The sequence below is a fragment of the Streptomyces gardneri genome (genome assembly GCF_006539185.1).
Lineage (GTDB): Bacteria > Actinomycetota > Actinomycetes > Streptomycetales > Streptomycetaceae > Streptomyces > Streptomyces gardneri.
This window is the reverse complement of the sequence record NZ_BJMN01000049.1, coordinates 41,269-62,349: the sequence shown is the minus strand read 5'-3', so window position 1 is coordinate 62,349 and position 21,081 is coordinate 41,269. Positions and strand designations below refer to the sequence as shown.

General features: G+C 73.5%; 23 protein-coding genes and 1 riboswitch. Of the genes, 10 read left to right on the top strand and 13 right to left on the bottom strand.

Going from position 1 to position 21,081, the window contains the following annotated elements:
* Window positions 1-34: 34 nt before the first annotated feature.
* From SGA01_RS32465 to SGA01_RS32450, 4 genes are all read right to left on the bottom strand, one after another.
* Window positions 35-1,543, bottom strand: a complete 1,509-nt coding sequence (locus SGA01_RS32465) for a cobyric acid synthase (RefSeq protein ID WP_141301051.1) — start codon at window positions 1,541-1,543, stop codon at window positions 35-37.
* Complete coding sequence (locus SGA01_RS32460; RefSeq protein WP_229917770.1) at window positions 1,540-2,502, bottom strand: cobalamin biosynthesis protein; 963 nt, start codon at window positions 2,500-2,502, stop codon at window positions 1,540-1,542. Before SGA01_RS32460 ends, SGA01_RS32465 begins: the two co-directional genes overlap by 4 nt.
* A 32-nt stretch (window positions 2,503-2,534) precedes the next feature.
* Window positions 2,535-2,680: riboswitch (cobalamin riboswitch) on the bottom strand.
* Window positions 2,681-2,819: 139 nt separating this feature from the next.
* Window positions 2,820-3,041, bottom strand: coding sequence for a hypothetical protein (locus tag SGA01_RS32455; protein ID WP_055644241.1), 222 nt, complete (start codon window positions 3,039-3,041; stop codon window positions 2,820-2,822).
* A gap of 12 nt (window positions 3,042-3,053) precedes the next feature.
* Window positions 3,054-4,322, bottom strand: a complete 1,269-nt coding sequence (locus SGA01_RS32450; protein ID WP_055644242.1) for an inorganic phosphate transporter — start codon at window positions 4,320-4,322, stop codon at window positions 3,054-3,056.
* Between the two features lie 403 nt (window positions 4,323-4,725).
* Between SGA01_RS32450 and SGA01_RS32445 the strand changes: the two genes are divergently transcribed.
* Complete coding sequence (locus tag SGA01_RS32445; protein WP_141301049.1) at window positions 4,726-5,853, top strand: alpha/beta hydrolase; 1,128 nt, start codon at window positions 4,726-4,728, stop codon at window positions 5,851-5,853.
* A 101-nt stretch (window positions 5,854-5,954) separates the two neighbouring features.
* Window positions 5,955-7,400: a hypothetical protein gene (locus SGA01_RS32440; protein WP_371866236.1), complete on the top strand. Its 1,446-nt coding sequence runs from the start codon at window positions 5,955-5,957 to the stop codon at window positions 7,398-7,400.
* A 26-nt stretch (window positions 7,401-7,426) separates the two neighbouring features.
* On the opposite strand, the gene SGA01_RS32435 is transcribed toward SGA01_RS32440, so the two are convergent.
* Together SGA01_RS32435 and ypfJ are read right to left on the bottom strand one after the other, a co-directional pair.
* Window positions 7,427-7,828: a VOC family protein gene (locus SGA01_RS32435; protein ID WP_141301047.1), complete on the bottom strand. Its 402-nt coding sequence runs from the start codon at window positions 7,826-7,828 to the stop codon at window positions 7,427-7,429.
* 68 nt (window positions 7,829-7,896) lie between these two features.
* The gene (gene ypfJ, locus SGA01_RS32430) at window positions 7,897-8,787 is read right to left on the bottom strand and encodes a KPN_02809 family neutral zinc metallopeptidase (RefSeq protein WP_141301045.1); all 891 of its coding nucleotides are present in this window, start codon (window positions 8,785-8,787) and stop codon (window positions 7,897-7,899) included.
* Window positions 8,788-9,061: 274 nt separating this feature from the next.
* Here ypfJ and SGA01_RS32425 point away from each other — a divergent pair, with 274 nt between their 5' ends.
* The 3 genes from SGA01_RS32425 (at window position 9,062) to SGA01_RS32415 (ending at window position 12,188) form a co-directional block, all read left to right on the top strand.
* The gene (locus tag SGA01_RS32425) at window positions 9,062-10,660 is read left to right on the top strand and encodes an ABC-F family ATP-binding cassette domain-containing protein (protein ID WP_141301043.1); all 1,599 of its coding nucleotides are present in this window, start codon (window positions 9,062-9,064) and stop codon (window positions 10,658-10,660) included.
* A gap of 375 nt (window positions 10,661-11,035) precedes the next feature.
* Window positions 11,036-11,257 carry a helix-turn-helix domain-containing protein gene (locus SGA01_RS32420; protein ID WP_024756249.1) on the top strand — a complete coding sequence of 74 codons (222 nt, stop codon included), beginning with the start codon at window positions 11,036-11,038 and terminating at the stop codon, window positions 11,255-11,257.
* Between the two features lie 130 nt (window positions 11,258-11,387).
* Window positions 11,388-12,188 (top strand): enoyl-CoA hydratase/isomerase family protein, encoded by an 801-nt coding sequence (locus tag SGA01_RS32415; RefSeq protein ID WP_055644247.1) that lies wholly within the window; start codon window positions 11,388-11,390, stop codon window positions 12,186-12,188.
* A 27-nt stretch (window positions 12,189-12,215) separates the two neighbouring features.
* On the opposite strand, the gene SGA01_RS32410 is transcribed toward SGA01_RS32415, so the two are convergent.
* Complete coding sequence (locus SGA01_RS32410) at window positions 12,216-12,971, bottom strand: Asp23/Gls24 family envelope stress response protein (protein ID WP_141301041.1); 756 nt, start codon at window positions 12,969-12,971, stop codon at window positions 12,216-12,218.
* 93 nt (window positions 12,972-13,064) lie between these two features.
* On the opposite strand from SGA01_RS32410, the gene SGA01_RS32405 reads away from it, so the two are divergent.
* The 5 genes from SGA01_RS32405 to amaP are packed head-to-tail and all read left to right on the top strand — an operon-like array spanning window position 13,065 to window position 15,352.
* Complete coding sequence (locus SGA01_RS32405) at window positions 13,065-13,541, top strand: Asp23/Gls24 family envelope stress response protein (RefSeq protein WP_141301039.1); 477 nt, start codon at window positions 13,065-13,067, stop codon at window positions 13,539-13,541.
* Between the two features lie 30 nt (window positions 13,542-13,571).
* Window positions 13,572-13,763 (top strand): hypothetical protein, encoded by a 192-nt coding sequence (locus SGA01_RS32400; RefSeq protein ID WP_024756245.1) that lies wholly within the window; start codon window positions 13,572-13,574, stop codon window positions 13,761-13,763.
* 6 nt (window positions 13,764-13,769) lie between these two features.
* Window positions 13,770-14,114: an Asp23/Gls24 family envelope stress response protein gene (locus tag SGA01_RS32395; protein ID WP_141301037.1), complete on the top strand. Its 345-nt coding sequence runs from the start codon at window positions 13,770-13,772 to the stop codon at window positions 14,112-14,114.
* On the top strand, window positions 14,111-14,758 hold the full coding sequence (locus SGA01_RS32390; RefSeq protein ID WP_141301035.1) for a DUF6286 domain-containing protein: 648 nt from the start codon (window positions 14,111-14,113) through the stop codon (window positions 14,756-14,758). Before SGA01_RS32395 ends, SGA01_RS32390 begins: the two co-directional genes overlap by 4 nt.
* A gap of 6 nt (window positions 14,759-14,764) precedes the next feature.
* Window positions 14,765-15,352 (top strand): alkaline shock response membrane anchor protein AmaP, encoded by a 588-nt coding sequence (amaP, locus tag SGA01_RS32385; RefSeq protein WP_141301033.1) that lies wholly within the window; start codon window positions 14,765-14,767, stop codon window positions 15,350-15,352.
* A 28-nt stretch (window positions 15,353-15,380) separates the two neighbouring features.
* Here amaP and SGA01_RS32380 read toward each other — a convergent pair whose 3' ends face one another.
* From SGA01_RS32380 to SGA01_RS32355, 6 genes are all read right to left on the bottom strand, one after another.
* The gene (locus SGA01_RS32380; protein ID WP_141301031.1) at window positions 15,381-16,151 is read right to left on the bottom strand and encodes an SDR family oxidoreductase; all 771 of its coding nucleotides are present in this window, start codon (window positions 16,149-16,151) and stop codon (window positions 15,381-15,383) included.
* A gap of 14 nt (window positions 16,152-16,165) precedes the next feature.
* Window positions 16,166-17,989 (bottom strand): glycoside hydrolase family 15 protein, encoded by a 1,824-nt coding sequence (locus SGA01_RS32375; RefSeq protein ID WP_141301029.1) that lies wholly within the window; start codon window positions 17,987-17,989, stop codon window positions 16,166-16,168.
* Window positions 17,990-18,023: 34 nt separating this feature from the next.
* Window positions 18,024-18,863 (bottom strand): SURF1 family cytochrome oxidase biogenesis protein, encoded by an 840-nt coding sequence (locus SGA01_RS32370; protein ID WP_141301027.1) that lies wholly within the window; start codon window positions 18,861-18,863, stop codon window positions 18,024-18,026.
* A gap of 155 nt (window positions 18,864-19,018) precedes the next feature.
* The gene (locus SGA01_RS32365) at window positions 19,019-19,252 is read right to left on the bottom strand and encodes a metallothionein (protein WP_055644255.1); all 234 of its coding nucleotides are present in this window, start codon (window positions 19,250-19,252) and stop codon (window positions 19,019-19,021) included.
* 63 nt (window positions 19,253-19,315) lie between these two features.
* Entirely contained in the window at window positions 19,316-20,314 is a 999-nt protein-coding gene (locus SGA01_RS32360) for a DEDDh family exonuclease (protein WP_055644256.1), read from the bottom strand.
* The gene (locus SGA01_RS32355) at window positions 20,311-20,979 is read right to left on the bottom strand and encodes a TetR/AcrR family transcriptional regulator (RefSeq protein WP_141301025.1); all 669 of its coding nucleotides are present in this window, start codon (window positions 20,977-20,979) and stop codon (window positions 20,311-20,313) included. Before SGA01_RS32355 ends, SGA01_RS32360 begins: the two co-directional genes overlap by 4 nt.
* Window positions 20,980-21,081 lie beyond the last annotated feature (102 nt).

The following is a 21,081-nucleotide window of genomic DNA, read 5'->3' as shown; positions in this document are numbered from 1 at the left end:
TGTGCGTAGGCTCGTGGGCGGGCCGCGGCGCCGCTCACGGCGCACCCGGCGGCACGAACGGCAGCCCCGCCGGGGCCCCCTCCTCGATCAGCCGCAGCAGCGCGTCCGTGTCCGCGTGCTCCTCGATCAGGTCGCCGAGCCGGTCCAGCTGCTCCTCCCGCAGCGTGCCGAACGACGTGTCCGGGGCCGGCACGAACCGCCGCCCGGCCGCCGCCGCGACCTCCCGCAGGAACGCCCGCCGGAAGCCGTCGCTCTCCAGGGAGCCGTGCCAGTGCGTGCCCCACACGGAGCCGACCCGGCACCCGTCGAGGAACGGCTCCCCGCCCAGCACCGAAGCGACGCCGTGGTGGATCTCGTACCCCTCGACCCGCTCCCCGAGCGCCTCGCCGACCGGCCGCGCCAGGGTCTTCTCGCGCGCGAACCGCACCCGTACGGGCAGCAGCCCGAGTCCGTCGACGGTCCCGGCCTTCGACTCGACCTCGTCGTCGATCTGCACGCCCAGCGCCTGGAAGCCGCCGCAGATCCCGAGGACCGGCCGTCCCTCGGCCGCGCGCCGGGCCAGCTCGTCCGCGAGGCCCCGCTCCCGCAGCCACGCGAGCGCCTTCACCGTCCCCCGGGTGCCCGGCACGACGACGAGGTCCGCGTCGACGAGCTCCTCCGGCCGGTCCACGAACCGGACGACGACGCCCGGCTCGGCGGCCAGCGCGTCGACGTCGGTGAAGTTCGACATGAGCGGTACGGCGCACACGGCGACCCGCAGCACGTCCGCGCCGACCGGCGGCGCGACGACGGACTCGCGCACGGTGCCCCGCAGCGAGACGCGGAGCCCGTCCTCCTCGTCGATGCCGAGCCCGTGCGCGTACGGCAGGACGCCGAAGGTCCGCCGCCCGGTCAGCCCCTGCAGCATGTCGAGCCCGGGCTCAAGGAGGGTCACGTCACCGCGGAACTTGTTCACGAGGTACCCCGCGACGAGCTCCTGGTCCTCGGGCGAGAGCAGCGCCGTCGTCCCGAAGAACTGGGCGAAGACCCCGCCCCGGTCGATGTCGCCGACCACGACGACGGGCAGCCGCGCGGCCCGCGCGATGCCCATGTTCACGATGTCCGTGCGCCGCAGGTTGATCTCGGCCGGACTGCCCGCCCCCTCGCAGATCACGGCGTCGTACATGCCCCGGAGTTCCTCCAGGCACGCCATGACCGGCTCGAAGAGTTCCTTCTGCCGCCCCCCGTGGTAGCCGCGGGCGCTGAGCTCGCCCACCGGCTTGCCCATCAGGACGACCTGGCTGGAGCGGTCGCTGCCCGGCTTGAGCAGCACCGGGTTCATCAGCGCGGTCGGCTCGACGCGGGCGGCCTGCGCCTGCATGGCCTGGGCCCGCCCGATCTCGGCGCCCTCGCGGGTCACGAAGGAGTTGAGGGACATGTTCTGCCCCTTGAACGGCGCCACTTTCAGGCCCTTGCGGACCAGCCAGCGGCAGATGCCGGCCGTCACGACGCTCTTGCCGGCGTCGGACGTGGTCCCGGCGACCAGCAGCCCCCCACCCCTCATACGTTCCTCCGCTTCACGGCACCGATGATCATGCGGCCGCCGATGCAGGCGGCCAGGGTCAGCGCGGTCACACGGCGCGAGAGCCGGACCGCCCGGTCGATGTCGGCGACCTCGACGGGCCGCCCTTCCCCGTTGAGCACGGGCCGGTGCTCGACCCGCCCGCCGTACGAGAGGGTCCCCCCGAGCCGTACGCCGAGGGCGCCCGCGAAGGAGGCCTCGACGGGGCCCGCGTTGGGGCTCGGGTGCCGGTCCGCGTCCGCCCGCCAGGCCCGTACGGCTCCGCGCGGATTCCCTCCGGCGAGCGTCGCGGCGACGGCCGTCAGCCGGGCCCCGGGCCAGCCGGCCACGTCGTCGAGGCGGGCCGAGGCCCAGCCGAAGCGTCGGTGACGGGGCGACTTGTGGCCGACCATCGCGTCGAGGGTGTTGACGGCCCGGAAGGCGACGAGGCCCGGCACGCCCGCGACCGCGCCCCAGAAGAGGGCGCCGACCACGGCGTCCGAGGTGTTCTCGGCGACGGACTCGACGACCGCGCGGGCCATCGCGGGACCGTCCAGGGACTGCGGGTCGCGCCCGCACAGGTGCGGCAGCCGCTCCCGGGCGACCTCCAGGTCCCCGACGGCGAGCGCCCCGCCGATCGCGCGGGCCTCCCGCCCCAGCGTCGTACCGCCGACGACGGCCCAGACGGAGGCGGCGGTCAGCGCGACGGCGGCGGCCGGCCGGTCGCGGACGGCCCGGGCGGCGAGGGCGCCGAGGGCGGCGGTGGAGCCGGCGCAGACGGCGGTGTGCAGGGCGCCCCAGCCGCGGTGGTCGTGGTGGAGGCGCTGTTCGACCGAGGCGGCGGCCCGGCCGAAGACGGCGACGGGATGTCCGCGGCGGGGATCGCCGACGAGCTGGTCGACGGCGAGCCCGAGGGCGGCGCCGTACGCGAAGACACGTGTGGCTCTGATGCGGCCGGGCATGGGCGCATGTCCTCACTCAGGGTCCGCGCCCTGGATCGACGTGACCGGCGGCGAGAGTTCCTGACTCCCGGACCTCTCGGATCCGGTCACAGTGGCGGGACCGCGCCGGATTCGCACCGGACTTCCTCTGCTGCCGCCGTAATGGCCTCGGCAGTCCACCACGGCCCGCGAACAGCCGTCAACTCACCCTTGACCTGCGACAGGTCACTGTGCGAAGCACCACAAACACGGACCACGAGCGGAGGCCACGAACACGACGGCCGGGCGGCCCGCACCCGAAGGTACGGACCGCCCGGCCGCCGTGGAAGAGGGGACCGTCAGACGACGATCAGGTAGATGCCGTACGACACGGCCGCCGCGCACAGCGCGAAGCAGGCGTAGGCGCCGGTGCGGGCCAGGGTCGCGGAGCCCCCGTTGGCGGCGGCCTCCTCCTGCTTGCCGAGGCCGACGATCCCGAGGGTGAAGAGGCCCACGAGGGCGACCGTCGCCACGAGGCTGACCCCGAAGACGGAGCCGAGAGCTGCCCAGTCGATCTTCATGTCGTTCGTTCCTTACACCGCTGCGGCGGAGGCCGGGGGAGCGGCCGGGTCCGTGGGAACCGGCGCCGGGATGGTGGTCTTGAGGTCCTCGTCCGCGACGGCGGCGACGGAACCGGCGGCCGGCGGCGGGGTGACGGCCGCGATGGCGGTGGTCACGACACCCGCGGGCTCCTCGTCCAGGTCGTCGGCGGTGACGTTGTGGTGGTCGACCGGCTTGCGGCGGGAGAGCGCCCAGATCACGGCCGAGCCGGAGACCAGCAGGACGGCGACGGCGGCGATGCCCCAGGGGCCCTGCTTGGTGAGGAACTCGGCGCCGGCGCCGACGAGGCCGGCGGCGGGCAGGGTCAGACCCCAGGCGACGAACATCCGGGTGGCGGTCGACCAGCGGACGACACCGCCCTTGCGGCCGAGGCCGGCACCCATCACGGCACCCGAGCAGGACTGCGTGGTGGAGAGGGAGAAGCCGAGGTGCGAGGAGGCCAGGATGACCGTCGCGGCGCTGGTCTGGGCGGCGAAGCCCTGCTGCGGCTGGAGGTCGGTGAGGCCCTTGCCCATGGTGCGGATGATGCGCCAGCCACCGAGGTAGGTGCCGGCGGCGATGGCGACACCGGCGGAGACGATGACCCACAGCGGGGGGTTCGAGCCCGGGGCGACGACACCCTGGGTGACGAGGGCGAGGGTGATGATGCCCATCGTCTTCTGGGCGTCGTTGGTGCCGTGGGCGAGGGAGACGAGACCGGCGGAGGCGATCTGGCCGGCCCGGTAGCCCTTGGCCGTGGCCTTCGCCTCGGGGTTGGCCTTGATCTTGTACGTCAGCTTCGTGGCGGCCATCGCGGCGAGACCGGCGACGAGCGGCGCGGCGACGGCCGGGATGAGGACCTTGGTGACGATGGTCGAGCCGTTGACCGCGGACCAGCCGGCCGACATGACCGCGGCACCGATGAGGCCGCCGAAGAGTGCGTGGGAGGAGCTGGACGGCAGGCCCATGAGCCAGGTCAGCAGGTTCCACAGGATGGCGCCCACGAGCGCCGCGAAGATCACTTCTGTACGAATGCCCTCTTCGTTGATGATCCCGCCGGAGATCGTCTTGGCGACCTCCACGGACAGGAACGCGCCGACGAGGTTCAGCACGGCGGACATGGCCACCGCCGTCTTGGGCTTCAGTGCACCGGTCGAGATGGTCGTGGCCATCGCGTTGGCGGTGTCGTGGAAACCGTTCGTGAAATCGAACACGAGAGCTGTCACGACCACAATGGCGAGCAGCAGCGTGATGTGTTCCATTTACCCAGGCAATCGTTTGACGTCAGTGGCTCGACGAACGTAAGCAACCTGGGTGAACGGAAGGTGAACTGGGGCGGGCGACGTGGTGTCCCCATCCGGTGTCAAGAGATTCCGCTTAGCCCCCCTCCGGAGCGGGTGTCCACGATGCGGTCACCCTGCGACCCCGGGTAATCCGGGCCTTCACAGGGCACCGGTGCCCGAGCCCGGTCCACCCCTCACCACCCCGTTCCGCCCTCTGGACCTGACCATCCGACCGGGGGACCCCGCCGAGGAGACCCACGTCACTCGCCCGAGGGACCGCCGGAGGCTCGGGGGCGGCCCACGGCTCCCCGGAAGGACGCGGCAGCCCCCCGGTCGGGTCCGCCCGGTGGCAGGCCGCCCCTGACCTGCCGACACTGGGAGCGTGCGCCCGGCTACAGCGACGGCAGCGGCCGTCACCACCCTGATCGGTGTCGGCGCGGCCGCGGTAGCGGCCGGCCGGTACGCCAGCGATGTCGCCCTCAAGGTGCCGTCCGGACGACCACTCCCGGGAGACCCCAGACTCACCGTGCACGCCACGGGACCCGAACGGATCACCCTCACCCGCAGCCTCGCCTCGCTGCGCCCCGGCACGTACGGCATGGAGGCCCCCGGCCTGCACGCCGTCCTCGGCCCCGTCCTCGACCGCGTCCCGCACAGCGCCGACACCGTCGTCCGCCGCCTGGAACGCGTCGAGCTCGGCGTCCTCGGACCCGGCGTCCGCGTCCGCCTCACCCCCCAGCTCCACCGGGGCACACCGGTCAGCGCCCTCGGGCTCGCCCACGAGGACGTCGAGATCCCCGGCGAGCTCGGCCCCCTGCCCGGCTGGCTCGTCGCCGGCCCGCGCACCACGTGGGTGATCGCGCTGCACGGCCTCGGCACCACCCGCGAGCACCCCCTGAACCTCGTCCCCTTCTTCAACCGGCGCAAGATCCCGGTCCTCGTCCCCACCTACCGCGGCGACGAGGGGGCGCCCGCCTCCCCGGACGGTCTCGCCCACCTCGGCGACTCCGAGTGGCGGGACGTCGACGCCGCCATCCGGTACGCCGTCCGCCGCGGCGCCGAGAAGGTCGTCCTGCACGGCTGGGGGACGGGCGCCGCGATGGCCCTGCGCGCCGCGGCGGAGTCGGGCGTACGGGACCGGATCAGCGGCCTCGTCCTCGACTCCCCGGTCCTGGACTGGGAGGCGACCCTCCGCAGCCTCGCCGCGGCCCACCATGTCCCCGGCCTCCTGCTCCCGCTCGCCGTCCGCGCGGCCCAGGGCCGGACCGGGGTGCACGGGGACCGGCTCCAGGCGGCCTCGGAACCGGGCGCCCTGCGCGTCCCCGTCCTCCTCCTGCACGGCCCCGACGACACGATCGCCCCCTGGGAGCCGTCCGTCGAGCTCGCCGCCCGCCGCCCCGACCGCGTCACCCTGCACACGGTCCGGCACGCCCCGCACGCGGCGATGTGGAACGCCGACCCCGTCCGCTACGAGGAGGCCCTGCGCCGCTTCCTCACCCCCCTGCTCTGACGGCGCGCCCGCCCCCGCTCGGACGGCCGCTCCGGTGGCCGTTCTGACGGGGCTGCGGATTCCGATTGGGCTTTCGGGCCGTCAGCGGGAAGACTGCCCCCGTGACGTCTCGAAAGCCCGATGAACCATTGGCGCGCAACTCCAGACTCCGACTCGTCCGCCCGCGGGCGCTGGCCACCGCCCGACGGGCCGTGACGACCCGGCGCACCCGGCCGGCGCCGCGGCCGCCCGAGGGCACTCCGCCCCGCGCGGAACTCGCCCGCCAGGCCCGGCACGTCCTCGCCGACGCCGTACGGATCGCCCGCTGGGCCGCCGTCGAGCGCGGACCCGAATCCGCCCTCCGTACCGGCCCCGAGGCCGTCCCCGCCCAGGAACGGGCCGCGGCCGCGCTGGACCTGACGCCCGGCCAGATCCGGGCCGGCTGGGACCGCGCCCGGCTCGCGGGGCTCGTCGAGCTCCACGGCGACACCGCCCGCCCCGGCTGGCGGCTGCACGCCTGGGACCGGGACGACTCCGCCGTCCTGCGCGGCTGGGTCGCCCTCTTCGACGCCTGGTCCCTGGTCCACCCGGCCCCCGAGGGCGTCGCGCCGAGCGCGGTCGCCGAGGTCGTCGAGGCCGTCCCGCAGGTGCTCTCCCTGCTCCAGCTCTCCCAGGGCCCGGTGCTCGTTCCGGTTCTCCTCGATCTGCTCGGCCAGCGCGTCGAGGAGCTGCGCGAGGAGCGCTGCGAGGTCCCGGTCGCCGAACAGAGCGCCGACCCGGCGAGCGCCACCGCCGACCCGGCGAGCACCGCCCCCGAGGCGTCCCCCGGTACGGACGGGCTCCCCGCCCTCCTCGACTGGGCCCTGGAGGGCCTCGCGGCCGTCGGCGCGCTCACCCTCGACCCCGGCGCGGACGCCGGGCACGCCACCCTGACCCCGCTCGGCAACTGGGCGGTCTGGGTCAAGCTGGAGCAGATCTGCGTCGCCGCGCAGAGCCCCGCGGGCAACATCGAGCAGTCCGCCGAGGACATGCTCCGCGGCTGCGCCCGGCTCACCCCGGGACCGGCCCGCGCCGAGTACCGCGCCTGGCTCGCGGCCCGCACGCTCTCCAGCGCGGTGGCCGAACTCCTCGCCGTCGCGAGGGGCGAGGACGCCCTCCTGCGCGGGCTCGCCTTCGAGGCGCTCCGGGTGGTCGGAGCCCCCGCCGAGGCCGAGGTCCGGGCCACCGTCGCCGAACCCTCCCTGCGTCCGTACGCGCTGCTCTGGCTCGCGGAGTACGAGGGTGCCGACCCCGACGACGCCCAGGAGGTGCTCACCCGCGAGGAGGCCACCTGGCTCTGGGTCGACACGGCGGCGGCCGTCGCCGACCACGGCGAGAGCGAACTGCTCGTCCGCCACCTCGAGTCCGCCGTCCAGGGAACCGTCCCCGCGCTGCTCGACGAGGTCAGGGCCGTCGGCCACCCCCGGACCGTCCAGGTCCTGGTCGCCCTGGCCGCCGCCCACCCGGACCCGGCCCTGTCCAAGGCGGTCCGCAGGGCCGCCTTCCAGGTCCACACCGGCGGCGCCTGACCCACGCCCGACGTCCGGCGCCCGGTCTACTCCGCGGCGCCGGGCGTGTACGTCCCGAAGCTCCAGATGTTGCCCTCGGCGTCCCGGGCCATGTAGTCCCGCGAGCCGTACTCCTGGTCCGTGGGCGGCATCACGATCTCGGCGCCGTGGGCGACGGCCCGCGCGTGGTGCTCGTCCACGTCGTCCACGTGCACGAAGACGCCCACCGGGCCCGCCCGGCCCATCAGCTTGTCGAACTCGCTGCCCGTGCCCCTGCTGCCGAGCATCACCATGCCGTTCCCGTACGCCAGCTCCGCGTGCGCGACCAGCCCGTCCTCGGCCTCGTACACGGCGCTCGCCGTGAAACCGAAGCCCTCCGTGAGCAGCTTGATCGCGCCCTTCGCGTCCTCGTACGTCAGCGTCGGACAGATGTGGGGTGCCTCAGCCATCCCGATCACTTCCTCTCGATTCAGCCGAATGTGACCTGGATCTCAGTCTGGCAGCCACCACCGACAACTCAGCGGAAGGTGTTGCACTGGGCCATGTCGCCGGTCCGGTAGCCCTGGTAGAACCACTGCTGCCGCTGCGCCGCCGAGCCGTGCGTCCAGTTCTCCGGGGTCACCCGGCCCTGGAACTTCTCCTGGATCCGGTCATCGCCCACCGCGGCCGCCGCGTCGAGACCGTCCTGGATGTCCGCGTCCGTGAGCCGGGTCAGCAGCGGGCGGCCGGTCCTGTCGTCGGGGGCGGACGTCGCGTGCCGTGCCCACACCCCGGCGTAGCAGTCGGCCTGGAGCTCGACCCGGACGGCGTTGGAGTTCGCGCCGGTCCGCCCGTCCTGGGCGCGGCCCAGGGTCCCCATCAGGTTCTGGATGTGATGGCCGTACTCGTGCGCCACCACGTACGCCTGGGCGAAGGGCCCGCCGCTCGACCCGAACTTCGTCCGCAGCTCCTCGAAGAAGCCCAGGTCCAGATAGACCTGGCGGTCCCCGGGGCAGTAGAAGGGCCCGACCGCCGAGGTGGCCGAGCCGCACGCGGTGCCGACCCGCTGGGTGAACATCACCGTGGCGGCGTTCCCGTAGGTCCCGCCCCGGCGCGCGTACTCGGTCCGCCAGAAGTCCTGGAGGCTGTTGACGACGGCGACGATCCGGCAGTCCTCGCGGGTGTTCGCGTCCGAGCCCTTCTTGCAGGCCTGGTCCACCTGGGCCGCGGAGGACGAGGTCGCGACCGGCGCGTCGCCGCCGTCGGAGAGCCCGAGCTGCTCGGGCCCGACCCCGAAGATCACGCCCAGGACCAGTGCGATGAGGCCGATGATGCCGCCGCCGACCGTCGCCCTGCCGCCGGGGACGCGGCTGCTCCGGACGTCCTTGACCTCCGAGGTGTCCAGGTCGGCGTCGTCGTCGAACTGCACGGTCCACCACCCTCCGCGTCACTGCCGCGGCAGTGGCCGCCGCCCTGCGCCGAGTATCGGCTGATCTTCGCCCCCTCGCCCCTTTTGAGGAATTCAGGCGAAATGCAAGGGAATGTGAGAAAGCTCCGATCACGCCATATGACACCCACATGGCCGAAAACCAGTTGCAGGAGCCCGTTAGACTGGCCGTATGGCCACTCTCCCCGTGCATTAGCGGCGTCGAAGCCCGTCAGCAACCGTCCTTCCGCCGTTCCCACCGCCCTGGAGTCTGTCCGTGATCACCGCCACCGGCATCGAGCTGCGCGCCGGCGCCCGAGTCCTCCTCGAGTCCGCTTCCTTCCGCGTCGCCAAGGGCGACCGCATCGGCCTCGTCGGCCGAAACGGAGCGGGCAAGACCACCCTCACCAAGTGCCTCGCGGGCGAGGGCCAGCCGGCCGCCGGTGCCATCGCCCGCTCCGGCGAGGTCGGCTACCTCCCGCAGGACCCGCGCACCGGCGACCTCGACGTCCTGGCCCGCGACCGCATCCTCTCCGCCCGCGGCCTCGACACCCTCCTCAAGAAGATGCGGGCGAACGAGGAGCGCATCGCGACCGGCTCCGGCGGCACCCGCGACAAGGCCATGCGGCAGTACGAGCGCCAGGAGACCGAGTTCCTGACCAAGGGCGGCTACGCGGCCGAGGCCGAGGCCTCCACCATCGCCGCCGCCCTCGGTCTGCCCGACCGGGTCATGGGCCAGCCGCTGCACACCCTCTCCGGTGGTCAGCGCCGCCGCGTCGAGCTCGCCCGGATCCTCTTCTCGGACGCCGACACGCTCCTCCTCGACGAGCCCACCAACCACCTCGACGCCGACTCCATCGTCTGGCTGCGCGACTACCTGAAGACCTACCGCGGTGGCTTCATCGTCATCTCCCACGACGTCGACCTCGTCGAGACCGTCGTGAACAAGGTCTTCTACCTGGATGCCAATCGCACCACGATCGACGTCTACAACATGGGCTGGAAGCTCTACCAGCAGCAGCGCGAGGCCGACGAGAAGCGCCGCAAGCGCGAGCGCCAGAACGCCGAGAAGAAGGCCGCGTCCCTCAACTCGCAGGCCGACAAGATGCGCGCCAAGGCCACCAAGACCGTCGCCGCGCAGAACATGGCCAAGCGCGCCGAGCGCCTGCTCTCAGGCCTGGAGGCCGTGCGCGCCTCCGACAAGGTCGCGAAGCTCCGCTTCCCGGACCCCGCGCCCTGCGGCAGGACCCCGCTGACCGCCGAGGGGCTCTCCAAGTCCTACGGCTCGCTGGAGATCTTCACCGATGTGGACCTCGCCATCGACAAGGGCTCCCGCGTCGTCATCCTCGGCCTCAACGGCGCGGGCAAGACGACCCTGCTGCGCCTCCTCGGCGGTGTCGAGACGCCCGACACGGGCCAGGTCACCCCGGGCCACGGCCTGAAGCTCGGCTACTACGCCCAGGAGCACGAGACGCTCGACCCCGAGCGGACCGTCCTGGAGAACATGCGCTCCGCCGCGCCCGACCTCGACCTCGTCGACGTCCGCAAGACGCTCGGTTCCTTCCTCTTCTCCGGCGACGACGTCGACAAGCCGGCCGGCGTGCTCTCCGGCGGCGAGAAGACCCGTCTCGCGCTCGCGACCCTCGTCGTCTCCTCGGCGAACGTGCTCCTGCTCGACGAGCCCACCAACAACCTCGACCCGGCGAGCCGCGAGGAGATCCTCGGCGCCCTGCGGACGTACAAGGGCGCGGTCGTCCTCGTCACCCACGACGAGGGCGCGGTCGAGGCGCTCGACCCGGAGCGGATCATCCTGCTCCCGGACGGCGTCGAGGACCTGTGGGGCGCGGACTACGCGGACCTCGTGGCCCTGGCCTGACCCGGCCCCGGCTCCCGAAGCGCCCTCGGGCGTGCTCCGGGGCCCGGAGTGATCATTCAGGGCTGGATCATTCGGCTCATGGGTGATCCTTCATCTGAGTGAGGGCGTCTCGTACACCCCGGCGCGGTGCTCTGCCGAATCCTTCCGGCAGACCCGCGCCGTACGTGTGTTCCCCCTGTGGCGTTGACCTGGCACTTCCCGCTCCGGGCGGTGCGGGGCCCGCTTTCCCCCTGTGCGGAATCTGTGCCTCCGGTCGTGGCGAGGGAGTGTTCCTCCCGCAACCCGGCGGCACGGACCTTGTCGAATGGGTGGCCAGGACGCCGGGTAGGGGTGATCATGAGAAGTCCAGAGCGCACTTCCCATGAGGAGGCACGGGTGGCCGAGACTCTGAAGAAGGGCAGCCGGGTGACCGGCGCCGCGCGCGACAAGCTCGCGGCAGACCTGAAGAAGAAGTACGACTCCGGTGCGAGCATCCGGGCGCTGGCCGAGGAAACCGGCCGGTCCTACGGATTCGTCCACCGGATGCTGAGCGAGTCCGGAGTCACGCTGCGTGGACGCGGCGGAGCGACACGAGGCAAGAAGGCAGCCTCGGTCTGAGTCATCGGGGCGGCTCGACCGGCCACCGGGTCTCTCGGTGGCCACCCGGTCGACCGCATGGTCGGCCAGGTGGTTACTGTGCAGTCACTTAGCATCCTTGCAAGTGCTGCACCGGAACCGGAGGCGCCCCATGACTACGCTCGACGACTCTGAGCTCGTATTCGACAAGGACGGTGTACGGCTCACCGTCGAGGACGCCGTTGCCACGGTGACCCTGACCAACCCGGCGAAGCGCAACGCTCAGTCTCCCGCTCTGTGGCGGGCGTTGACAGAAGCCGGCCGGTCGTTGCCCGGCAGCGTGCGGGTCGTGGTCCTGCGCGGAGAGGGAAAGTCCTTCTCCGCGGGGCTCGACCGGCAGGCGTTCACGCCCGAGGGCTTCGACGGAGAGCCGTCCTTCCTCGATCTCGCGCGCGGTTCCGACGAGGACCTCGACGCGGAGATCGCCGCTTACCAGGAGGCGTTCACCTGGTGGCGCCGTAGCGACCTCGTGTCGATCGCGGCCGTCCAGGGGCACGCCATCGGCGCGGGCTTCCAGCTCGCCCTCGCCTGCGACCTGCGGGTCGTCGCCGAGGACGTGCAGTTCGCCATGCGCGAGACCAGCCTGGGTCTCGTCCCGGACCTGACCGGGACGCACCCGCTCGTCTCGCTCGTCGGCTACGCCCGCGCGCTCGAGATCTGCGCCACCGGCCGATTCGTCCACGCGGCGGAGGCCGAGCGCATCGGTCTCGCCAACATCGCCGTGCCCGCGGACGAACTCGACGCGACGGTACGCGACCTGAGCGCCGCCCTGCTCGCGGCGCCGCGCGCCGCCGTCAACGAGACCAAGGCGCTGCTCCAGGCTGCCGCCGGCCGCTCCTACGAGGAGCAGCGCACCGCCGAGCGCGCCGCCCAGGCGCGCCGTCTGCGCGACCTCGCGGGCCTCGGCGACTGACGCTCCCCGCCGCTCCCGCCGCGGTTCCTACCGCAGCTCCGAGACCAGCACCGTGACCGCCGTCGCCTCCCGGGCCGCGGCGGTCACGGCGTTCCGTACGGCGCGAGCCACGTCCAGGGGGCGGTGGCCCGCCGTCACGGCCAGCTCGATCCGTACCCGGCCGGAATCCCGGTGGACCGGCGGGCCCAGCGTGTCCGTCACGCCCGCGACCCCCTCGACCCGCAGCGCCGCGAGCGCGGCGGGGTCGTCCGTCGCGGGGGAGGGTCGCCCGAGTGGGGGAGCGGCGGGACCGGAATTCTCCGGAGCCGCGTCGAGCAGCTCCGTCACCCGCAGATCGACGGTGGCCACGACGAGGCCGAGCCCGTCCTCGGCCGCTGTGAGCAGGGCCGTACGCAGCTCGGCGGCGAGCTCGGGGAGCGGCCGCCCGACCGCCGCCCCGAAGCCCGCCGAGATCCGCAGCGCCCCCGGTGGCAGCCCGCCCGGCGGCACCGGGAAACCCTCCGGAGCCGCTCCTGCTCCGGCCTCCGCACCGGCCTCCGCGTCGATGTCCATGTCGGACTCCGCCCCGGCCGGCGCTCCGGTGTCCGGACCGGCTTCCGTGGCCGGTCCGATGCGGAGTTCGCCCGGCACCACTCCCCGTACCGCCGCCGCGGCCCCGTCCAGGGCCGTCCGCACCGCGCGCTCCGTGATCCAGGCCCCGTCCTCCGGCGCCCCGAGCGGCAGCAGCCGACCCGGAGCGAGCCGGTCTCGTACCGCCGCCGTCCAACCCTCAGCCGTCGTCATTGCCCCAGCCTGCCGTATCCCCGGGGCGAGACCGGGCAGCCGCCCTTAGTGTGGGCAAAGAACCCCGAAATATCCCAGAAGGGGCGAAATCCAATGGTGGACAGTGCACTCTCCGGTGACACCGCGTCCGACGAACCGCGCCGCACCTCCGTGACCAAACGCGGCGGCGGCGCCCCGGCCACCCGGGGCCGGACCACGATCGCCGACGGCGTCGTCGAGAAGATCGCCGGCCTCGCCGCACGCGACGTCGTCGGCGTCCACGCCATGGGCAGCGGGCTCTCCCGCACCTTCGGCGCCGTACGCGACCGCGTACCCGGCGGGGGCGGCGGCAAGGCGAGCGTCACCCGAGGGGTGAAGGCCGAGGTCGGCGAGGTGCAGACCGCGCTCGACCTGGAGATCGTCGTCGACTACGGCGTCTCCATCGCCGACGTCGCCGGCGACGTCCGGGGGAACGTCATCGCCGCCGTGGAGCGGATGACCGGCCTCGAGGTCGTCGAGGTCAACATCGCGGTCAGCGACGTGAAGCTCCCGGACGAAGAGGAGGACGAACCGGAGTCGCGACTCCAGTAGCCCTCGGACTGGCTCGGAAGGGGACAAGAAATGAGTATGGCGGTGGTCGGCCTGGTGGCCGGCATGGCCCTGGGTTTCGCCGGGTACTTCGGCGGCTTCGGGGCGTTCCTGCTGGTCGCGGCCCTGGGCGCGATCGGCTTCGTGGCCGGCCGGTTCCTCGACGGCGACCTCGAACCCGGCGACCTGTTCCGGGGCCGCGAGCGCGGCGACCGGCGGCGGTGACCCGGGGTGGCAGCGGACCCGGTACGTGACCGCGGGGCGACCACGATCGCCGACCGGGTCGTCGCGAAGATCGCCTCCCAGGCCGCACGGGAGGCGCTGGACGCCGTCCCCGAGGGCGGCTCGGCCCCGCACGCCTCGGTCGTCGTCCACCGGGACGTCGCCCGGGTCTCGGTGAGCCTCGAACTCGCCTACCCGTCCGACATCGGCCGCCAGTGCGGGGCCGTCCGGGGCCGGGTCCGCAGCCGCGTGGAGGGACTCGTCGGCATGGAGGTCCACGAGGTCTCCGTCCATGTGGAACGCCTCCACTCCCCGCACACCCGCACGACCAGCCCGAGGGGCCGCCTCTCATGACCACTCCACCGGCCCCGGCCCCCGACCCCGACGGCACCGCGCCCCACCCCGAGGACGGTGCCCCCGACTCCGTACCCGTCCTCGCGGACGACCAGGCACCGCCCGTCCGCCGCTTCTGGGCGGTCCGGCGCATCCCCGCCGCCGTGCTCGCGGCCGTCGTCCTCGGCGGGGCGGGGCTGCTCCTGTACGACGTGGCGGCCGTCCGGGCCGAGCGCTCCGCCATGTCCTGGCGGCGCGAGTTCACCGACGTGCTCGCGAGCAAGCCCCTCGACAGCGCCGGCGTCGTCATCGGTGCCGTCCTCGCCGTCCTGCTGGGCGTCTGGCTGCTGATCCTGGCCGCCACCCCCGGACTGCGAGCCGTCCTCCCCATGCGCCGCCGGCACGCCGACGTACGGGCAGGGCTCGACCGTGAGGCCGCCGCCCTCGTCCTGCGCGACCGCGTCATGGAGGTCTCCGGGGTCCAGTCCGTCCAGGTCCGTGTCGGCCGCTCCAAGGTCGGCGTCCGGGCGGTCTCGCACTTCCGGGCGCTCGACGAGGTCCGCACCGACGTGGAGAACGTCCTCGCCACCGGCGTCGACGAGCTCGGCCTCGCCCACCCGCCCGCGCTGACCGTACGGGTGACCCGACCGCCCAGGAAGGGGTGAACGCCCGTGACGGTCGTCCTCCGGCGCGTCAACCGCGCCCTGCTCGGCCTCGCCGGGCTGCTCCTCGTCCTCGGCGGCGGCGCCGTCCTCGCCGCGGCCCTCGACCTGCCCGTCCCCTCCTGGTGGCCCTGGTCGGGCCCCGCCGACGTCCTGCTCTCCGCCGCGGACCGGCAGCGGTGGCGCGACGAGAGCTGGTGGTGGCCGGCGGTCATCGCGGCCCTCGGGCTCGTCGTCCTGCTCGCCCTGTGGTGGCTGCTCGTCCAGTTCCGGCGGGCCCGGCTCCGCGAGATCCTCATCGACACCGGCGACGGCGAGGAGGCGGTCCTCCGCGGCCGCGCCCTGGAAAGCGTCCTGGAGGCCGACGCCACCGCCCTGGAGGGCGTGGCCCGGGCCAAGGTCTCCCTCACGGGCCGCCGCGGCGCCCCCCGTACCCGCGTCGCCCTCGACCTGGAGCCGTACGCCTCCCCGGGGGACGCCCTGGGCACCCTCGGCACGGAGGCCCTCGCGCACGCCCGTACGTCCGCGGGGCTGCCCGCGCTGCCCACGGAGGCCCGCCTGCGAGCCGTGAAGCACCGGGCCCGCAGGGTCACCTGAGCCCGGGGGCGGAGGCCCCCGGGCCGGCTCAGAAGCCGGAGCGCGCCCCGCCGTCGACCGGGAGCATCAGCCCCGTCAGGTAGGAGGCGGCCGGCGACAGCAGGAAGGCCGCCGTGCGCCCGAACTCCTCCGGGGTGCCGTAGCGGCGCAGCGGGATCGTGGCCTCGTTCGCCGCACGGGCCGCGTCCGCGTCGCCGGAGAGCGCGTCGAGGGAGCGCACCCGGTCCGTGTCGATCCGGCTCGGGAGCAGCCCGACGACCCGGACCCCACGCGGGCCCAGGTCGTTGGCGAGGGACTTGGCGAAGCCGGCGAGCCCCGGGCGCAGCCCGTTCGAGATGGTCAGGCCGGGGATCGGCTCGTGCACCGAAGCGGACAGGACGAAGCCGATCACGCCGCCCTCGGTCAGCGTCTCGGCCGCCGCGCGGGCGAGCCGTACGGCCCCGAGGAAGACGGCGTCGAAGGCGGCCGCCCACTGCTCGTCGGTGTTGTCGGCCGCGAAGCCGGGCGCCGGGCCCCCGACGCTGATCAGGATGCCGTCGAAGCCGCCGAACCGCGCCCGCGCCTCGGCGATCAGCCGGGCCGGGGTCCCGGGGTCGGCGTTGTCGGCGGCGACACCGGCGACGACGGACCCGTCCGCACCCGCGCCCAGTTCGGTCACGGCGTCCGCGACCGACTTCTCCTCGCGCCCGGTGATCAGCACCTTCGCGCCCTCGGCGAGCAGCGCCTCCGCCGAGGCCCTGCCGAGCCCCCGCGTCGCGCCGGTCACCACGTACACACGGTCCTTCAGTCCAAGATCCATGGACCCATCCTGACCTATTCCGCCTCCTCCGCCCGCGTCGCCTTCTCCACCTGCGTCGGCTCCTCCTCCTCGGCGGAGAGACCGAGGGCGGTGCCCACGAGCCCGATGTGGCTGAAGGCCTGCGGGAAGTTCCCCAGCTGGCGCCCGGCCACCGGGTCGTACTCCTCCGCGAGGAGCCCCACGTCGTTGCGGAGGGCGACGAGCCGGTCGAAGAGCTTGCGCGCCTCCTCGGTCCTGCCGGTCAGCCGCAGCGCGTCCGCCAGCCAGAACGAGCAGACGAGGAACGTCCCCTCCTGGCCCGGGAGCCCGTCCACCGCTCCGGTGGCCGTGCTGTAGCGGTTCAGGAAGCCGCCGTGCAGCAGCTCCGCCTGTACGGCGTCCACCGTCCCGATCACCCGGGGGTCGTCCGGGGGCAGGAAGCCGACCTGGGGGATGAGCAGCGTGGCGGCGTCCAGCTCCTGGGAGCCGTACGACTGGGTGAAGGTGTTCCGGACGGGGTCGTAGGCCTTCGCGCACACCTCGGCGTGGATCTCGTCGCGCATCGCCCGCCACCGCGCCGGGTCGCCCGGCAGCGTGGGGTGCGCCTCCAGGGTGCGCACCGCCCGGTCGGCGGCCACCCACGCCATCACCTTCGAGTGGGTGAAGTGGCGGCGCGGCCCGCGCACCTCCCACAGCCCCTCGTCGGGGTCCCGCCAGGTCGACTCCAGGAAGCCGAGCAGGCTCAGCTGGAGGCTCCAGGCATGCCGCTTCGCCGGGATCCCGGCCTCGCGCGCGCGGAAGAGCGAGTCCATGACCTCGCCGTACACGTCGAGCTGGAACTGCTCCACGGCCGCGTTCCCGGTCCGTACCGGCATCGACCCCGCGTAGCCGCGCAGCCACGGCAGGGTGGTCTCGGGCAGCCGCCGCTCCCCGGCGGGGCCGTACATGATCTGGAGGTCGGCCGGGTCGCCCGCGACCGAGCGCAGCAGCCAGTCCCGCCAGGCGACGGCCTCGTCGACGTACCCGGCGGCGAGCAGCACACCGAGGGTGAGGGAGGAGTCGCGCAGCCAGCAGGCGCGGTAGTCCCAGTTCCGTACGCCGCCGAGCTCCTCCGGCAGGGAGGTGGTGGGGGCGGCGACGATCCCGCCGGTCGGGGCGTACGTGAGCGCCTTGAGGGTGATCAGGGAGCGCAGCACCGCCTCGCGGTGCGGGCCCCGGTAGGTGCAGCGGGCCGACCACTCCCGCCAGTCCGCCAGGCACAGCTCCAGGGCCTCGAAGGGGTCGACGAGGTCGGGGCGCGGCTCGTGCGAGGCGTGCCAGGTCAGGACGAAGGCCACCTTCTCGCCGGCGGCGACGGTGAAGGAGGAGCAGGTGGCGAACTGCTGGCCCCAGGTCTTCACGGCCGGCTCGCTGCGCAGCCAGGCGGAGTCGGGCCCGGCGACCGCGACCCGGTGGCCGTCGGCGCGGCGCACCCAGGGCACGATCGAGCCGTAGTCGAAGCGCAGCCGCAGGACGGAGCTCATCTCGACCGTGCCGCTGACGCCCTCCACGATCCGCATGACGTCGGGGGAGACGTCCCGCTGGGGCATGAAGTCGAGGACCTTGACGGTGCCGGTGCGGGTCGTCCAGTAGGTCTCCAGGACGAGGGAGTCCTCGGCGTAGCGGCGGGTCGTGCAGGTCGTGGCGCCTTTGGGCGCGATCTGCCAGTGGCCGTTGTTCTCGTCGCCGAGCAGCGCGGCGAAACAGGCGGCCGAGTCGAAGCGGGGCAGACACAGCCAGTCGATCGACCCGTCACGGCCGACGAGAGCGGCGGTCTGGAGATCGCCGATGAGGGCGTAGTCGTCGATACGTTGCGTCACGCTTTGGGCTGTTCCCGGAAGTGGCGCCCGTCAATCAGAGGGACGGCGTGGCCTGGACCGCGGCCGTGTTCCCGGCCGCGTCCCCGTCATCCTCTCCGTCCCCGTCACCGGCGGCTTCGGCGCGGGCCGCGGCCCGCCGGTCCTGCACTTCCCGGCGTACGAGGATCACCCAGCCGACGGGCACTCCGGCGGCGAAGAGCCACCACTGCACGGCGTACGCCATGTGCGCGCCGATCGATTCGTGATCGGGTTCGGCGATCGGCTCGGGGGTGCCGTCGGCCGACTCGGGGGTGATCAGTTCGAGGTAGCCGCCGAGGACCTCGCGGCCGATGAGCGCGGCCTGCTGCTCGCTGTTGATCAGCATCACCTGGCGGTCCGGCAGGCCCTTCAGGTCCTTGATACCGCTGGCGCCCGTCGTCTCGTCCGCCTTGAGCCGGCCGGTGACGGTGATCTCGCCCTTGGGCGCGGGCGGCACGGGCGGGTACGCGCGCTGCTCGGCGGCGGCCGGCACCCAGCCGCGGTTGACCATGAGGACCCGGCCGTCCCGCAGGACCAGCGGGGTCAGGACGTGCACGCCCACCCGGTCGTCGGTGGAGGTCCGCCGGCGGACGACCACCTCGTGGGCGGTGTCGAAGGTGCCGGTGGCGGTGACCTGCCGCCAGTAGTCGGCGCGCGGGACGGTGTGGCCGGGGGAGGTGAGCTCCTCGACCGGGACCGGCTTCGCCTCGAGGTTGTCGGCGATCAGGGCGTTCTGGGCCACGCGGCGTTCGTGCCGGTGGAACTGCCAGAAGCCCAGCTCGATCATCGTGGGGACGAGGACGAGCGCGATGAGGGTGAGGATCACCCATTGCCGGGACAACAGGAAGCGGTACACCCCATGACGGTACAACCGGGGTCATGGGGTGCGTGCGGCGGGGTTCGGCCGACCCGGGGAGGCCGCGCTCCCCAGGATCGTTTCCTCGGATCGGTGTGCCGGCATGTCGATGTGCCGGTCCTCGATGTGCCGGTCCGGAGTCGTGGACCGGCCGGTCACACCCTGTCGACGATGCCCACCTTTCCCTCCGCGCGGGCGCAGTGGGCGCCGCAGTACCAGCTGCCCTCGCTCTCGACGCCCTGCCCGATGATCTGGACGCGACAGTGCTCGCAGATGGGCGCCATGCGGTGGATGGCGCACGCGAAGCAGTCGAAGACGTGAATCGCACCCTGGGCATGAACCTCGAAGGACATGCCGTAATCGTTTCCGCAGACCTCACAACGTGCCATGCGCCACAGGGTGGAGCTCCCGGTGGGCGGGCGCAGCGAGCCACGCCCACCCGGCCCCGCGCGTCACCCGTCTGCCGGGGCCACGTCCCGCAGCAGCTGCGTGTAGGCCGCCTCGTCGACGACCGGCGTGCCGAAGGACTTCGCCTTCAGCGTCTTGGAGGTGGGCGCGTCCGGGTCGTTCGTGACGAGCAGGCTCGTCAGCCGGGAGACGCTGGTGGCGACATGGAGCCCCGCCTCGACCGTGCGGTCCTCCAGGAGCTCCCGGTCGACGGAGGTGTCGCCGGAGAAGGCCACCCGCATGCCCTGCTTGAGCGGCCGGTCCGTCTCGTACCGGCCGGGGTTGGGGTACGGGCAGGCGGGACGCTTCCGGGAGGGGCGCCAGGAGTTCATGCGGTACGCGGACGAGGACGGCGCCGCGTACGAACCCTGGTGGCCGATCCGGGGCTGCGCCGGGGCACCGGCCCACTCCGTCAGCGGCCGGCACTCCAGGAGCGGCAGCCGGACGTTCCGCTCGGCCGCCGCGTGCAGGCTCGGCCGGAACGCCTCGGCGAGGACCCGCGCGTCGTCCAGCGCGTTGTGCGCGCGCTGCTGGACGACCCCGAAGTGCGCGGCGAGCGTCGCCAGCTTGTGGTTGGGCAGCGGCAGCGACAGCTCCTTGGCGAGCGCGATCGTGCACAGCCGCTGCCGCACGGGCGCGGTCCGCTCGGCGCGCGCGTACTCCCTGGCGATCATCTGCCAGTCGAACATCGCGTTGTGCGCGACCAGGACCCGGCCGTCGAGCCGGGCCGCGAACTCCGCCGCGATCTCCGGGAAGAGCGGCGCGCCCTCCAGGACGTCGCTGGTCAGCCCGTGGATCCAGACGGGACCGGGGTCGCGCTCGGGGTTGACGAGCGTGTACCAGTGGTCCTCGACGTTCCCCTGGGCGTCCAGCCGGTAGACGGCAGCAGAAACTATCCGGTCGTCGCGCGCGAGGCCGGTGGTCTCCACGTCGACGACCGCGTACCCCTGTGGGTAGGCGGCCGGCCACGTCGCTGCTGTCGTACGGTCGTCGAGCATGGTCAAAGAGAATACGGCCCGCGACCGACAGCCCCGTCCCCGGTGTCCCCGGAGGCCCCGGCGAGCAGACCGTCCACCAGGGCCCGTACCGAGTCGACGAAGAGCGCCTCGGTGTCGATCGGCGCGGCCAGGGCGCGCGCCAGCTCGGCGTCCGACCCGGCCGCCTCCTCGCGCCACAGCTCCTCCTCGGCGGGGGACTGGGCGGGGGCCCGCTCGCGGTTGCGCTCCACCAGGACGTAGCCGACGACCTGGAACTGCAGCGCTCGGACGGCCCGCGCCGCGTGCGCCCCGCGCAGCCCCGCCGCGTGGGCCTCGTGGGCCAGGGCGCGCTGGGCCGGCAGGAACATCCGCTCCGTCAGGCCCCGTTCGTGGACCATCGCCACCAGGTGCGGGCGCTCCCGCAGGGCGCGCCGGAGCGAGCGGGCGACCGAGACGATCCGCTCGGTGGGGGTCGTCCCGCGCGGGCGGATCGTGCCGAGGTCGGTGACCGTGCGGCTGACGAGCGCGTCGAGGAGCGACTCGCGGTTGCCCACGTGCCAGTAGATCGAGGTGACCGCCGTGCCCAGCTCGGCGGCGAGCCTGCGCATGGTCAGGGCGGCCGGGCCGTGCTCCCTCACCAGGGCGGCCGCGGTGTCCAGGACTTCGTCGCGGCTCAGCGCCGAGCGTGCCATCGCTCTCCCCCAACTCCTCTGCGTGCACGGGTCTTTACCCTTCATCGGCGACGGTGTAACTGTGTTACAGGCCGACTGTCCAGAGGACCCTCCCGAAGGGTG